Genomic DNA, 13,407 nt, shown 5'->3' on the forward strand with positions numbered 1-13,407 from the left:
TCGAAGTGGACACGGAGGAAGACGCGGAGAATCGCGCACGCGAGATCGGAAGTCTCCGGAGAACCCACCAGCGCCTCCATCCGTCACCCCTCCCGGGCGGTCGGGAGCCCCACCACCCCAGACCTTCTGTGCGCATGGTCACACTTTCGTGGTGACCGTCCCGATCACACCCAATCGTTAGGCTTGCCCTGGTGGTGAGCGTCCCCGGCTCGCCAGGAGGAGGAACCCGACGTGGCTGAGGAATACAGCGAGTTTGCCATCACGATGCGCGGCTATGACCGCGCTCAGGTCGACCGGAAGCTGGAGCAGCTCTCGCGCCAGCTGGCCGATGCCCGTCGCGAGGTGGCCAGCCTCGACCAGCGCGCCATGACGCTGGCCGGCGAGCTGGCCGACGCCCAGCGCCGGCTGCGGGAGTCCGACAAGCCGACCTACGCCGGCCTGGGCTCACGGATCGAGCAGCTGCTGCGCAGCGCCGAGGAGCAGAGCGCCTCCGTCCTGTCCAAGGCCAACGCCGAGGCCGACGCCCTGCTGACCCGGACCCGGACCAACGCCAAGAACCTCTCCGAGCGCAGCGCCTCGGAGGCGGCGACCCTGCTGGCCGACGCCCGCCGAGAGGCCAGCGAGCTGCGCTCCCGCTCCCAGGGGGAGGCCTCGACCGCCCTGGCCAACGCCGAGGCCCGCGCCCAGGAGCTGGTCTCCTCCGCCTCGCGCAAGGCCGCCCAGATCTCCGCCGACGCCGAGGCGGCCGTCACCGAGATGCGCGCCAGCGCGGAGCGTGAGGCCGCACTGGTCCTGTCCCAGGCGCGCAAGCAGGCCGCCGAGATCGCCATCACCTCCGAGCGCGACGCCACCGCCAACCGAGAGGCGGCCGCGGCCGAGGCCGACGAGCTGCACAAGACCTCCACGGCAAAGGCCGAGGAGATCCTCTCGGCCGCCAAGCAGGAGGCCGAGCTGACCGTCGGCAAGGCCAAGCGCGAGGCCGAGGAGATCCTCACCTCGGCGCGCAACGAGTCCGAGACACTGCGACGCTCGGCCACCGACGAGGCCGCCGCGGCCCGCTCCGAGGCCACCGAGCTGCGCCAGCAGGCCACCCTGGAGATCGCTGCGGCGCACGAGCAGGCCGCCCAGGAGGACTCCGACGCCCACGAGGCCACGCGCGAGCGCATCCGGGAGATGCAGGAGCAGGCCCAGGTCCAGGCCCAGGAGGCCGAGGAGCGCCTGCAGGAGGCGCTGTCCCGTGCCGAGGAGGTCCGCGCCCGCACCGACGCCGAGGCCCGCAAGCGCCAGGAGGAGGCCGTCACCCAGGCGGAGGAGACTCTGGCACAGGCCCGTCTCGAGGCCGAGCAGATCATCAGCGACGCCCGCGCCGACGCCGACGTCACCGCCCAGGTGGCCGCCCGCCAGCTCCAGGAGCTCGAGCGCCAGCGCGACTCGGTCGCCGCCTACCTCACCGAGATGCGCGGTGTCCTGGGAGGTGCACTGCCCCAGGCCCCCTCCTTCAGCGACCACGTCGCAGCCCTGCCTCAGGAGCCGAGTCCGGCCGCGGCGCCGGAGCAGACCTCCGCGCAGTCGGCAGAGCCGGCGGCCTCCGGCAGCGCAGGCAGTCCGCGCTCGGCCGGCTCCGGCAGTGCCTCCTCAGCGCCGTCGGCCACCTCGGCGGCCCCTGCGCCGGCCGGCAACAAGGCGGCTGCGGCCTCCGGTGGTGGCCAGCAGGCGGGCGCGCAGTCGACCCCGAAGAACGCCCAGAAGAGCGGCCCTGGTCGCATCGAGCACGTCCCGGCCCCCGGCAAGAGCTCCAACGGCTCCGGCAACTCCACCAACCGCAACCCCCGCCAGGGCAAAGGACGTCGCTGAGACACCGACGTGACTGCCGACGACGCCGCCCGGTTCGAGACCGAGTCAACCAGCACCCGTGGTTCTGGTGACCGCGACTGGGCGGCGTCGCGTCGTCGTGCGGCCACACAGCGGGCCCGCATGCTTCAGGAGCGCCAGGAGGCCGAGCACGCTCGGGCCGCCCGCATCGTGGGGCTCTTCCTCGAGGTCGCCCGCGAAGAGGGCCTCCAGGACGTTCCTCTGCGGGTGCGTGGCTACGCGGGCGGCAGCGCCCGCACCCCGCTGCGTGGCTGGTACCTGAGGGCCGACGAGACGGTCGGCATCGACACGCAGGGGCGCTACTACGTCCTGTCGATGCCGCTGAGCCTGGCGCAGCGCCTGCGCGGGGTCAGGCCCGAGAGCCAGCCGGTGCCGATGACCATCGGTGAGGGCGGACGCGACGGCGATATCGTGCCGCTGCGCTTCGCGCTGGACCGCCTGCTGCCGGGCTGGGAGGAGCGCTCCCCCGAGCCGCTCGTGTGACTCTCAGCCCCGCTGCCTCGCGTCGGCGTCGGGTTCTACCAGAGGCGGCGCTCCCAGCATGAGGTGTGCCAGTGACGTCGCTCCTCAAGGCCCCGGTCCGCCCCGAAGAGGGACTCGTTGCTCCAGGCCACCACGTGCGCGGTGCCGGCCGGAATGACGCGGTGGCAACCGGGACAGGTGTAGGGCTTGTCCCCGCCGCGCAGGTGTCGCACGGTGAAGTCGGCGCCACCGGGGCCGGTCTGGGTGCGCGGCACGGAGGCGAGACGGTCCATGCTCAAGGGGATGTGCCCCTGCCCGTAGGGGCGCTTGGATCTGCGACGTGCCATGCCCCGATCACATCACATCCGGCTGCCGTCCCCAAGCCGAGGGCGGCAGCCGGATGTGAGAGCAGGCCGAGAGCAAACGAGGCGTAGGACGCGGACGAGCGGCCCGGGCCGGTCTCAGCCCTTGACGGAGCCGGCCATGAGGCCGCCGACGAAGTACTTGCCCAGCAGGATATAGACCGCCAGGGTCGGCACCGAGGCGATGAGAGCACCGGACATGGAGGCCCCGTAGTCGGCCAGGATCGAGCCGTGGGCCAGGTTGTTCAGCGCCAGCGTCACCGGCCCGGACTGCGCCCCGCCGCCGAAGAACAGGGCGAACAGGAAGTCGTTCCAGGCGGAGGTGAACTGCCAGATGAGGACGACGACGAAGCTGGGCACCGAGATCGGCAGGACCACCGAGACGTAGGTGCGCAGCATGCCGGCCCCGTCGACCCGGGCGGCCTCAATGAGCTCGTTGGGAATCGTCTCGTAGTAGTTGCGGAAGATGAGCGTCGTGATCGGGATGCCGTAGACGACGTGCATGAGGATCAGCGTGTGGATCCCGAAGCCCAGGTCGGCACTGGTCACCAGGCGCATGAGCGGGATCATGACCGCCTGGTAGGGGATGAACATGCCGAACAGGATGAGGGTGAAGACCACGTTGGCCCCGGGGAAGCGCCACTTGGACAGGACGAAGCCGTTCGCGCTGCCCAGCATCGCGGAGATGATCGAGGAGGGGATGACCAGCGCCAGGGAGCGCAGCAGCCCGCCACTGAGCTGGTTCCAGGCATTGGACCAGTTCTTGGTGACCCAGACCTCGGGCAGGTACCAGGTGCGCGAGGGGTCCGCGTCGGCGGATCCCTTGAAGGAGGTGACCAGCAGGACGTAGACCGGAATGAGGACGAGGACCACCGAGGCCAGCAGCAGGATGAAGCGGATGGTCTGGCCCCAGCCGGGGCGGCGCGGGCTGCGCATCGTGAGTGCCTGTGTCATCGCCGCTCACCTCCTGCCCTTGGCGTCGTGGATGAGGTAGGGGATGACGGCGACGGCGACCAGGACCAGCAGGATCGTGCCGACGGCGGCGGCGTTGGAGTAGTCGTTGTCGGTCATGAAGTTGAACATGTCGATGGCCGGGACCTTGGTGGAGTAGGTGCGCTGGTCCGTGATCGACATGATGAGGTCGAAGGACTTCAGGGACATGTGCCCGATGATGATGACGGCGCTCAGAGCGATCGGGGTCAGCTGGGGGAAGATGATCGACTTGTAGAGCTGCCACTCGCTGGCGCCGTCGACCCGGGCGGCCTCGCGCAGGTCGTCGGGAATGCCGCGGAAGCCGGCCAGGAAGAGCGCCATGACGTATCCGGCCAGCTGCCACACGGCCGGCAGCGCGATGGCCAGGATGCCCCAGGTGGTGTTCTGGGTCCATGAGTTCTCCAGGAACCTCAGGCCGGTCATCTCGAACAGGCGGTTGAGCCCGGAGGCGCTCTCGCCCTGCGCGGAGTTCAGCAGCCACCGCCACACCACGCCCGAGGCCACGAAGGACACGGCCATGGGGAACAGGAAGATGGAGCGGAAGATCCCCTCCCCCTTGATGGGGCGGTCCAGGAGCCAGGCCCACAGGAAGCCGACCACGAGGGTGCCGGCCAGGAAGGTGACGGTGAACAGGATGAGGTTGATGAAGGAGTGGCGGAAGTCCGGGTTGCCGAACAGGGCCGTGAAGTTGCTCAGCCCGACGACGGTGGTCCCCCTGCGGCCGGAGACCTGGCCGGCGGTGTGCATGTCCAGCAGGGAGGTGTTGATGTTGATGCCGATCATCCCGTAGACGAAGACGCCGACGAGGATGATCGAGGGCGAGATGAGCAGGAGGCCCGGGCCCCACTGCCTCCAGTTCGCCCGACGGCGCCGCGCGGGGGCGCTCTTGGTGCTCACAAGGTTCTCCTGATGCGTAGGTGGCGGAAGGAATCCGCCTGTCGTGGTGATGAGCTCCGGCCGAATGATCGGCGAGGGGTCGTCCCGGGGACGAGGGCGGACCGGAGCGGGCGCACGGCCCGCCCCCGTCCCCGGGGAGCCGGTCAGGAGGCGGCAGCGGCCTTGAGGTCGGCCTGCAGGGCGGCGACGTCGGAGGCGCCCTGGGCGAACTTGGTCAGGGCGTCGTTCATCGCGTTGGTGGCCTTCGACGGAAGGGCCGCGCCGTGAGCGATGGAGGAGACGATCTTGTCCTTGGCGAAGGACTCCATCGCCGAGCGCTGGTACTCGGAGAACTTGCCCTTCTCCTCGTCAGTGAGGTCGGTGCGGGCCGGGATGGAGCCCTTGACCGTGTTGAAGGCGATCTGGCCGTCCTTGGAGGAGATGGTGTTGAGCCAGTTCTTGGCCCCGCCGGGGTGCTTGGCGCCGTCGGGCAGGGTGAAGGAATCGGCCAGGAAGTCGAAGACGCCGTCGGTGCCCGGGACCGGGAAGTAGACGTAGTCCTGGCCGGCCTTCTTGCCGGCGGCGTCGAAGCCGGCCACGGCCCAGTCACCCATGACATTGAAGGCGGCCTTGCCGTCCATGATGGGCTTCATGGCGGGCTCCCAGTCCTCGGTGTAGAGGGAGGAGTCGGTGAAGCCCACGATGGTCTTGTAGTGCCCCAGCGCCTTGGTGACCTCGGCGCCGCCCCAGTCGGTCTTGCCTGCGAAGAGCCCGTTGTAGGCGTCCACGCCCAGGTCGGCGATGAGGATGGTCTCGAGCAGCTCGAGCTGGGTCCAGGCCATGCCCATGGTGATGGGGGTCAGGCCGGCGGCCTTGACCTTCTCCATGTCGGCGATCCAGGCGTCGATGGTGGTGGCGGGCTTGGTCGGGTCGAGCCCGGCGGCCTTGAGCGCGGGCACCGAGGCCCACACGACGTTGGCCCGGTGGATGTTGGAGGGCACGGAGTAGATCTTGCCGTCGGAGTCCTTGAGGCGGTCCATGAGGGTGGCCGGGAAGGCCTCGTTGAGCTTGAACTCCTCGTAGAGGTTGGACACGTCCAGCAGGTAACCGGCCTCGATGTGGTCCTTGATCTCGGCGCCGGCGTGGGCCTGGTAGGTGTCCGGCGGGTTCTTGGCGGCCAGGTCGGCGGCGAGTTTCTGCTTGGCCTGGCTGCCGGCGCCGCCGGAGACGGCCTTGTTCTCGAACTTCGTCTTGGGGAACTGCTGGTTGAAGACCTTGACCAGGGCGTCCAGACCGAGCTTCTCCGAGCCGGCCGACCACCAGGTGACGACGTCGACCTGGCTGGCATCCCCTTCACCTGCGGCTCCACCGGACTTCGAGCCGGAGCTGCCGGAGGTGGCGCAGGCGGCCAGGGTGGCGGCGACTGCAGTGGTTCCCAGCCCCGCCAGCACGGCGCGGCGGGAGAGGTAGTGGGTGGGACGCATGGGACTGCTCCTTAGAAACGACGGTGTCTCATGACCACGGCACCGTTGCCGCGGGCGGCGAGGCCAGATGTTGTCTAGTCATCTGAACTCCCCAGGAGAGTAGACCTAAACTGAGCGAAACTCAAACATACATTGCGCGAACAATCATTGTACCGGTCGTGAATGACCGGTCCATACCAGCAGCGGCAATGATTCGTCCGCCGTCCGATCTGCTCCGATGTGTGAAAAAGGGTCCTCGCCGCTCGGATGAGCGGCGAGGACCCGGATGGGAGAGCGGCAGGGCCTTACGGTCCCCCGCACCCCAAGGTGGTCCGTACCAGGAGCGGGTCGGCCCCGGGCGGGCTCTCAGGCCGAGCCCGGGCGCCGAGCCGGAGGGCCCGAAGGACTCAGATGAGCCCCATGGAGGCCACGGTGTTCTTCTCCTCAACGAGCTCGGCCGCCGAGGCATCGATCTTGGCGCGGGAGAAGTCGTCGATCTCGAGACCCTGGACGATCTTCCACTCCCCGTTCTCCGAGGTGCAGGGGAAGGAGGAGATGATGCCCTCGGGCACACCGTAGGAGCCATCGGACATGACCGAGGAGGAGGTCCAGGACCCGGAGGTGCCCAGCACCCAGTCGTGCACGTGGTCGATGGCCGCAGAGGCCGCCGAGGCCGCCGAGGAGGCGCCACGCGCGTCGATGATGGCGGCGCCGCGCTTGGCGACGGTCGGGATGAAGTCGTTCTCGACCCAGGCCCGGTCGGCCAGGATGTCGGTGATGGGCGAACCCTTGACGGTGGCCTGGGTCAGGTCGGGGTACTGGGTGGAGGAGTGGTTGCCCCAGACGGTGACCTTGTCGATGTCGGTGACGTGGCAGCCGGCCTTGGTCGCCAGCTGGGCCAGGGCGCGGTTGTGGTCCAGACGGGTCATGGCCGTGAAGCGCGAGGAGGGGATGTCGGGGGCGTGCGAGGCCGCGATGAGGGCGTTGGTGTTGGCGGGGTTGCCCACGACGAGCACCTTGATGTCCTCGGCGGCACCGGCGTTGAGGGCCTCGCCCTGGGGACCGAAGATACCGCCGTTGGCTGAGAGCAGGTCGGCGCGCTCCATACCGGCCTTGCGGGGCATGGAGCCGACGAGGAAGGCGATGTTGGCGCCCTCGAAGGCGGCCTTGGCGTCGTCGAAGATGTCGACGCTGCCCAGGGTCGGGAAGGCGGAGTCGAACAGCTCCATCGCGGTACCCTCAGCGGCCTTGACAGCCGGCGGGATCTCCAGCAGACGGAGGTTGACGCGCTGGTCCGGGCCGAGCAGGGCGCCGGAGGCGATGCGGAACAGCAGGGCGTAGCCGATGTTGCCGGCAGCACCGGTGATGGTGATGTTGACGGGAGCGTTAGCCATCAAGGACTCCTTCGAGACGTGTGTCGTCGCGGGCCGCAGGCGGCAGCCCGGCAGGACAACGCTATGACGTTCGTGCAGGTGAACACACCGATCCACCGTATTTCGTGACTCTCACCACTTCCCGTAGCCATGGAGGTGGGATTCCTCCTGGTAGCCCGCGATTCCAGCGAGATACTCACCGCCCCTGACAACCTCCCGTCCTGGTCGATACGCTGGAGGCCTCCCCCAGCCCATTTCTCGTTTCCAGGACCGTGATGAGCTCACGCCGATCCCCCGCGCCCATCCTCGCGCCACTGCGCCGCGGCTCCCCGCCCCGCCCCACGGTCTCCTCACCGGCCGGGCGTCGCGCAGGCGCCCTCTCCTTCGGTCTGACGCTCCTGGGCGCCCTGGGAGCCGGGTGGTGCCTCATCTGCACCGGACGCGCCCTGGGCGCCCTGCTGAGCTCCTCGCCTGCGGCGGGCCTGCTCGCCCAGGCCCTGGCCGCGGCCGCCGTGAGCGCCACCTGCCAGCTGGTGGCCCAGCGGGTCGCCCGTTTCAGTGCGCTCACCGAGGAGGCGCATCTGCGCCGCCTCACCCTGGCTCACCTGCTGGGGCTGGGCCCGGCACGCGCCGCCGACGTCCGCAGCGGTGCGACCGCCTCCCTGCTGACCGACGGCGCAGAGCGGGTGGCCCTCTACCGGCAGACCTTCCTGGCCCCCACACTGGCGGCCGCTGCGGCTCCCCTGCTGGTGCTCATCGAGCTGGCCGCCTTCGTCGACGTCGTTCCCGCCCTGGTTCTGGCGGCGGCCGTCATCGTGGTTCCGGTCTTCATCGCCTGGTGCCACTCGCGGCTGCGGGCCTCGTCCTCAAACTCCCGACGGGCGCGGATGCGTCTGGCCGCCGAGTACCTCGACGCGATCCAGGGACTGCGCACCCTCACCCTGGCCCGGGCCGCGGAGCGCACCAGTGCGCGCCTGCGCCTGGAGGGGGAGTCGAACCGACGCGCCGTCATGGGGCTGCTGGCGGGCAACCAGCTCGTCATCCTGCTCACCGACGGCCTGTTCTCGCTCTTCCTCATCACCGTAGCCGCAGGTCTGGCCTTGGTGCGCCTGTCCACCGGCGCCATCGACGTCAGTGACGCCTTGGCGATCGTCCTGACCTCCTACGTGCTCCTCGAGCCGCTGGACCACGTGGGCGCCTTCTTCTACGTGGGCATGGCCGGAATGGCCAACCAGCGCGCCATCCGCAGGATCCTGTCGCGGCCCCTGCCCCGCTCGACCGCTCGTCCCGGGGCCGCGGCCTCCTCGCCGACGGCCGCTCAGTCCTCCATCGTGCTCGACGACGTCGAGGCCGCCTGGGACGCCGACCCGGTGTTGGAGGGCGTCAATCTGAGCGTGCGCCGCGGCGAGAGCCTGGCGGTGGTCGGCCCCTCGGGGGCGGGCAAGTCGACGCTCATGGCAGTGCTTGCCGGCAACCTGCTGCCCAGGGGCGGATCCGTCCGCGTCGAGGGCACCGAGCTGAGCGCCGCCACGCAGGACGAGGTGCGCTCGGCCTCCGCGCTGGTGGCACAGACGACCTGGCTGTTCACCGGGACGATCGCCGACAACCTACGCCTGGCCCAGCCCTACGCGACGCCGTCGCAGATGTGGCAGGCCCTGGAGGTGGCCCGCCTGGACAAGGAGGTGGCGCTCATGCCCGAGGGGCTGGAGACGCAGGTCGGCGAGGCCGGCCTGGGGCTGTCGGGCGGTCAGGCCCAGCGCCTGTCCCTGGCGCGCGCCTTCCTGGCCGACCGCCCCGTGCTGCTCCTGGATGAGCCCACCAGCCAGGTGGACCTGGCCAGCGAGGCCGCCATCGTGGAATCCCTCGAGCAGCTGGCCCAGGGCCGCACCGTCGTCACCATCTCCCACCGCGTCGGGGCGCTGACGGCGGCTGACCGGACGGTGAGAGTTGAGGACGGGACGGTCCGCGAGGTGGGTGGAGCCGGGACGCCCAGATCCGCCAGCGCGGCGCCCACTCAGGAATCCACCGAGGCCGACGGGTCCTCCTCCGAGGCCACCGACGGGCATCACCAGGAGGAGCAGGCATGATCCGATCGATCCAGTCGAGACGGTCCTTAGCGCCCCGCTCGAGGGCCGCCGGCTCGGGGCAGCGCAGCGGGACCGGCCGGGCCGATTCCTCCACGCAGGCGCCTGTCTCCCGCGCGATGCTGGCGCGCTGGCTGCTTCAGGTCACCCGCCCGGTCCTCTCACCGCTGCTGGGCTCCACCCTGTGCCGTATCACTGACATGCTGTGCGGCGTGGCCCTGTTCTCCTTGGGCGCCTACGCCGTGGCCCGGGCAGGTCTGGCGATGACGACGGACGCACCGGCGCCCGCCATCTGGCCGGTGCTGGCCGTCATGGCGGGGCTGTCTCTGCTCAAGGCGGCCCTGCGCTACGTCGAGCAGTTCCTCGGCCACCTGGTGGCCTTCAAGGCCCTCGAGCTGCTGCGCGGCCAGATCTTCCGCTCCCTCATTCCCCGCTCCCCCAGGGTCAGTGCGACGTCACGCTCGGGCGACCTGCTGTCGCGGGCCACCAAGGACGTGGACCGGATCGAGGTCTTCTTCGCCCACACCTTCGCTCCAGCAGTCTGCGCCGTCGTCGTACCGATCACGGTGCTCACGCTCATCGGCCTGAAGGTGTCCTGGCTGGTGGCCCTGGCGGCGCTCCCCTTCGTGGTGCTCCAGCTGCTCATCGTGCCCCGCCTGGGGTTCGCCGCCTCAGTGGATGCCTCCCGCTCGGTCTCGGCGGCGCGGGCGGAACTCACCCAGCACGTGACCGACACCGTTCAGGGCATGAGCGAAGTCGTCGGGTACGGGCGCAGCCAGGAGCGTCTCGATGAGATGGCCAGGATCGACGCCGAGATCGCCGGTGCCGCACGGCCAACCGGGCAGTGGGCCGCCGTGAGGCGAGGCCTCAACCAGCTGGCGGGTCTGAGCGCGCCGATCGCCGTCGTTGCCGCGGGTGCGACACTGCCGGCAACCGGCTCGGGCACGGACGTCCCCCTCCTGGCGGCCGCGGCTGCTGCGGTGCTGCGGCTGTCTGAGACCATCCGCGGGGTCGAGGAGCTCTCAAGCGCGCTCAATGCCTCCTTCGCCTCGGCTGAGAGAGTGTGGGAGGTCGTCAACGCCCCAGTGGAGGTGCGCGACGGCGATGAGGAGCTGACCCCCGGCATCTCCCACGAGGTCCTGTGGCAGGACGTCACCTACTCCTACCCCAACACCGCCGCTCAGGCCGTCCGCGGCGTCAGCATCAGGGCCAGGGCCGGACGATGGACCTGCATCGTGGGGGCCTCCGGATCGGGCAAGTCCACACTGGCCCAGCTGGCGGTGCGCTTCGATGAGCCGGACTCGGGCCGCATCCTCATCGACGGCCAGGACGTGAGCGATCTGCGTGCCGTCAGCCTCTACCAGGAGATCGGCCTGGTGGATCAGCGGGTTCACCTCATGCGGGCCACCATTGCGGACAACGTGCGCCTGGCGGCGCCCTCGGCCACGGACGCCCAGGTGCGCCGGGCGTGCCGAGCGGCCTGCATCGACGAGGACATCGAGGCCCTCGAGGACGGTTACGACACCCTCGTGGGTGAGCGAGGCCAGTCCCTGTCCGGGGGCCAGCGCCAGCGCCTGGCACTGGCCCGCGCGCTCCTGGCCCGTCCCGGGGTGCTCATCCTCGATGAGTTCACCTCCCACCTGGATCCTGACCTGGATGAGCGGGTGCGCATCGGGGTTCGCACCTATCTTCCGCAGGCGACGATCATTGAGATCACTCACCGCTTGCAGTGGTCCGAGCAGGCCGACCACGTCGTCGTCATGGATGCGGGGACGATCGTGCAGACGGGGCCGCCGGCCAAGCTCCTGGACGAGCCCGGACCGCTGCGCACACTGATCGGCCGAGGCCGCTGAGAGCGCGGCCAACCGGACCGGACACCGGGCGGATTCCGGCTGCTTCAGTCAGGTCTCAGGCCGAGATACTGATCGGGCGCCGGGAGTCGATTGACTTGACTCCCGGCGCCCGATCAGTTGTGCACTGCCTCGGTTCTACTCGCCCGAGCGGGTGGCCGCGGCCGAGGCCTCGAGCTCCTCGGGGCTGACGACACCCTCGACGCTGACCGCGTGGAGGTAGGCCATGCCGTCGAAGGAGAGCTCACGGACGTTCTCCGGGTCGCCCTCGTCGTTGACGGAGCCGCCGGCCATACGGTCCACGATGATGGCAATGGCGCCGTCACCGGTGACGTTCGTGGCGGTACCGAAGGAGTCCAGGGCGATGTAGGTGGCGATCATGAGGGCCACCTGCTGGTCGTTGAAGCCGAGCATGGAGGACAGCAGACCGGTGGCCGCCATGATGGCGCCCCCGGGGACACCCGGCGCGGCCACCATCGTGATGCCGAGCATGAAGATGAAGCCGATCCACTGGGTGGTGCTCACGTGCAGGTCCTGGGTGAGGACGATCGCGAAGGCGAAGGAGAAGATCTTCGAGGTCGAGCCTGCCAGGTGGATCGTGGCGCACAGGGGGATGGTGAAGGAGGCCACCGCGTCGGAGACACCGTTCTTCTTCGTCTGACGCAGGGTGACCGGGATCGTGGCCGCCGACGAGGAGGTGCCCAGAGCCGTCAGGTAGGCCGGGAGCATGGTGAACAGTGCCTTGAGCGGGTTGCGACGGCCGATGAGTCCCGCGGTGAGGAACTGGATGCCCAGGATGACGACCTCGAGGATGAGGACCACGACGACGACGCGCAGGAGCGCCTTCATCACCGCCCCGGCCGCCCCGGTGTAGGTGAGGTTGAGGAAGATGCCGAAGATGTGCAGGGGCAGCAGCGGAATGATGAGCCGCTCGATGAGGCGGGTGATGATGGCTCGGAACTCGATGAAGCCCTTGCGCAGCACGCCTCGGGGCACCATGGACAGGCCGATGCCCAGGACGAAGGACAGCAGCAGGGCGGTCATGACCTCGACGGCCGGCGGCATCTCCACCGTGAAGTAGCTGCTCAGAGCCCCCTCCGGCTTGGACACGTCGGCCAGAGAGGTTCCGGCGAGCAGGCGGGGGAAGGTGGCGTAGCACACCAGGAAGGTGAGGAAGCCTGCGAAGAGGGTCGAGGCGTAGGCCAGGGCCGTGGTGATCCCGAGCCACTTGCCGGCCCCACGTCCCAGATCGGCGATGGCGGGGGTCACCAGGCCGATGATGATGAGCGGGATGGAGAAGCTGAGGAACTGGCTGAACAGGTCGGAGAAGGTCGCGAAGACGTTGCCGACGGGCTTGGGAATGAGCGGGTGGCCCCCGAAGCGAACCGAGCCCAGGAGCAGGGCCAGCAGGATCGCGCCAATGACCCAGGTCAGGATGCTGTGGCTGAGACGATGGGCCAGCGATGACGAGGCTGAGGGATTGCTTGGCATAGAGGGACCTTCAGAGTGTGAAACGAGATGACAAGACGTCTTGACTGGGGCCAGCGTGCCACACCGCTTGGTCACGGCGCCGCACCGGACCGAAGAATGAGCGCTCCCAGGGCGCAGATCACAGCGGAATGCGCGCGGCGCCGCCGTGAGAACTCAGGCCACGTAGGGCTTACTGCTTACTGCCTGCTCACAGGATGCGGGGCAGGTTGACGTACGGTGACAGGAGCATCAGGACGGCGGCCAGGCCGATGCCGAGGACGACGTCGAACAGGCGGCTGCGCGCCGCCAGCCAGGTGCCGTCGGGGCGCTGGATCCGGACGATGGCCAGCATGAGGATCCCGGCGGCCGCCCACAGGACGGCGATGCGGCGGTGCCCCAGCAAGGCGATGGCTGGGACAGCCGCCAGGCCGAGGGCAACGAGGACAACACAGATGGTGCGGTAGGGCTCCTTGTGCTCGGCCTGCTGGGGATGCGGGTCATGAGTCACGGGCAGGAGCCTATCGGCGCGTGGGGTGCGGGTCCATGACCTTTCTCCGACAGGTACGCCCGCCTGGTGCCCGGCGCGAGGAGCCGGGCACCAG

The 13,407-nt window shown here is 69.5% G+C and carries 11 protein-coding genes; 4 read left to right on the plus strand and 7 right to left on the minus strand.

The window, feature by feature from the left end; genetic code table 11:
• Nucleotides 1-231 precede the first annotated feature (231 nt).
• Nucleotides 232-1,854 carry a DivIVA domain-containing protein gene (locus HMPREF9058_RS09715; RefSeq protein WP_009407301.1) on the plus strand — a complete coding sequence of 541 codons (1,623 nt, stop codon included), beginning with the start codon at nt 232-234 and terminating at the stop codon, nt 1,852-1,854.
• A gap of 9 nt (nt 1,855-1,863) precedes the next feature.
• The gene (locus HMPREF9058_RS09720) at nt 1,864-2,355 is read left to right on the plus strand and encodes a hypothetical protein (protein ID WP_009747786.1); all 492 of its coding nucleotides are present in this window, start codon (nt 1,864-1,866) and stop codon (nt 2,353-2,355) included.
• 35 nt (nt 2,356-2,390) lie between these two features.
• Here the strand turns inward: HMPREF9058_RS09720 and HMPREF9058_RS09725 are convergent, their stop codons facing one another.
• From HMPREF9058_RS09725 to HMPREF9058_RS09745, 5 genes are all read right to left on the minus strand, one after another.
• Entirely contained in the window at nt 2,391-2,681 is a 291-nt protein-coding gene (locus HMPREF9058_RS09725; protein ID WP_003786752.1) for a hypothetical protein, read from the minus strand.
• A 114-nt stretch (nt 2,682-2,795) separates the two neighbouring features.
• Nucleotides 2,796-3,650 carry a carbohydrate ABC transporter permease gene (locus tag HMPREF9058_RS09730; RefSeq protein WP_009747887.1) on the minus strand — a complete coding sequence of 285 codons (855 nt, stop codon included), beginning with the start codon at nt 3,648-3,650 and terminating at the stop codon, nt 2,796-2,798.
• Nucleotides 3,651-3,656: 6 nt separating this feature from the next.
• Nucleotides 3,657-4,586, minus strand: a complete 930-nt coding sequence (locus HMPREF9058_RS09735) for a carbohydrate ABC transporter permease (RefSeq protein ID WP_009747956.1) — start codon at nt 4,584-4,586, stop codon at nt 3,657-3,659.
• A gap of 143 nt (nt 4,587-4,729) precedes the next feature.
• On the minus strand, nt 4,730-6,049 hold the full coding sequence (locus HMPREF9058_RS09740) for an ABC transporter substrate-binding protein (protein ID WP_009407007.1): 1,320 nt from the start codon (nt 6,047-6,049) through the stop codon (nt 4,730-4,732).
• 386 nt (nt 6,050-6,435) lie between these two features.
• A complete protein-coding gene (locus tag HMPREF9058_RS09745; protein WP_009407204.1) occupies nt 6,436-7,422 on the minus strand; it encodes a malate dehydrogenase in 987 nt (328 codons plus the stop codon).
• A gap of 254 nt (nt 7,423-7,676) precedes the next feature.
• Here HMPREF9058_RS09745 and HMPREF9058_RS09750 point away from each other — a divergent pair, with 254 nt between their 5' ends.
• Together HMPREF9058_RS09750 and HMPREF9058_RS09755 are read left to right on the plus strand one after the other, a co-directional pair.
• Entirely contained in the window at nt 7,677-9,488 is a 1,812-nt protein-coding gene (locus tag HMPREF9058_RS09750) for an ABC transporter ATP-binding protein/permease (protein WP_009407374.1), read from the plus strand.
• Nucleotides 9,485-11,338, plus strand: coding sequence for an amino acid ABC transporter ATP-binding/permease protein (locus HMPREF9058_RS09755; protein WP_009747764.1), 1,854 nt, complete (start codon nt 9,485-9,487; stop codon nt 11,336-11,338). Before HMPREF9058_RS09750 ends, HMPREF9058_RS09755 begins: the two co-directional genes overlap by 4 nt.
• 135 nt (nt 11,339-11,473) lie before the next feature.
• Here the strand turns inward: HMPREF9058_RS09755 and HMPREF9058_RS09760 are convergent, their stop codons facing one another.
• On the minus strand, nt 11,474-12,826 hold the full coding sequence (locus tag HMPREF9058_RS09760) for a dicarboxylate/amino acid:cation symporter (protein WP_009747828.1): 1,353 nt from the start codon (nt 12,824-12,826) through the stop codon (nt 11,474-11,476).
• A gap of 187 nt (nt 12,827-13,013) precedes the next feature.
• The gene (locus HMPREF9058_RS09765; protein ID WP_009747903.1) at nt 13,014-13,313 is read right to left on the minus strand and encodes a DUF3017 domain-containing protein; all 300 of its coding nucleotides are present in this window, start codon (nt 13,311-13,313) and stop codon (nt 13,014-13,016) included.
• Nucleotides 13,314-13,407: the final 94 nt, after the last annotated feature.

This window comes from Actinomyces sp. oral taxon 175 str. F0384, from assembly GCF_000223355.1.
Lineage (GTDB): Bacteria > Actinomycetota > Actinomycetes > Actinomycetales > Actinomycetaceae > Actinomyces > Actinomyces oris.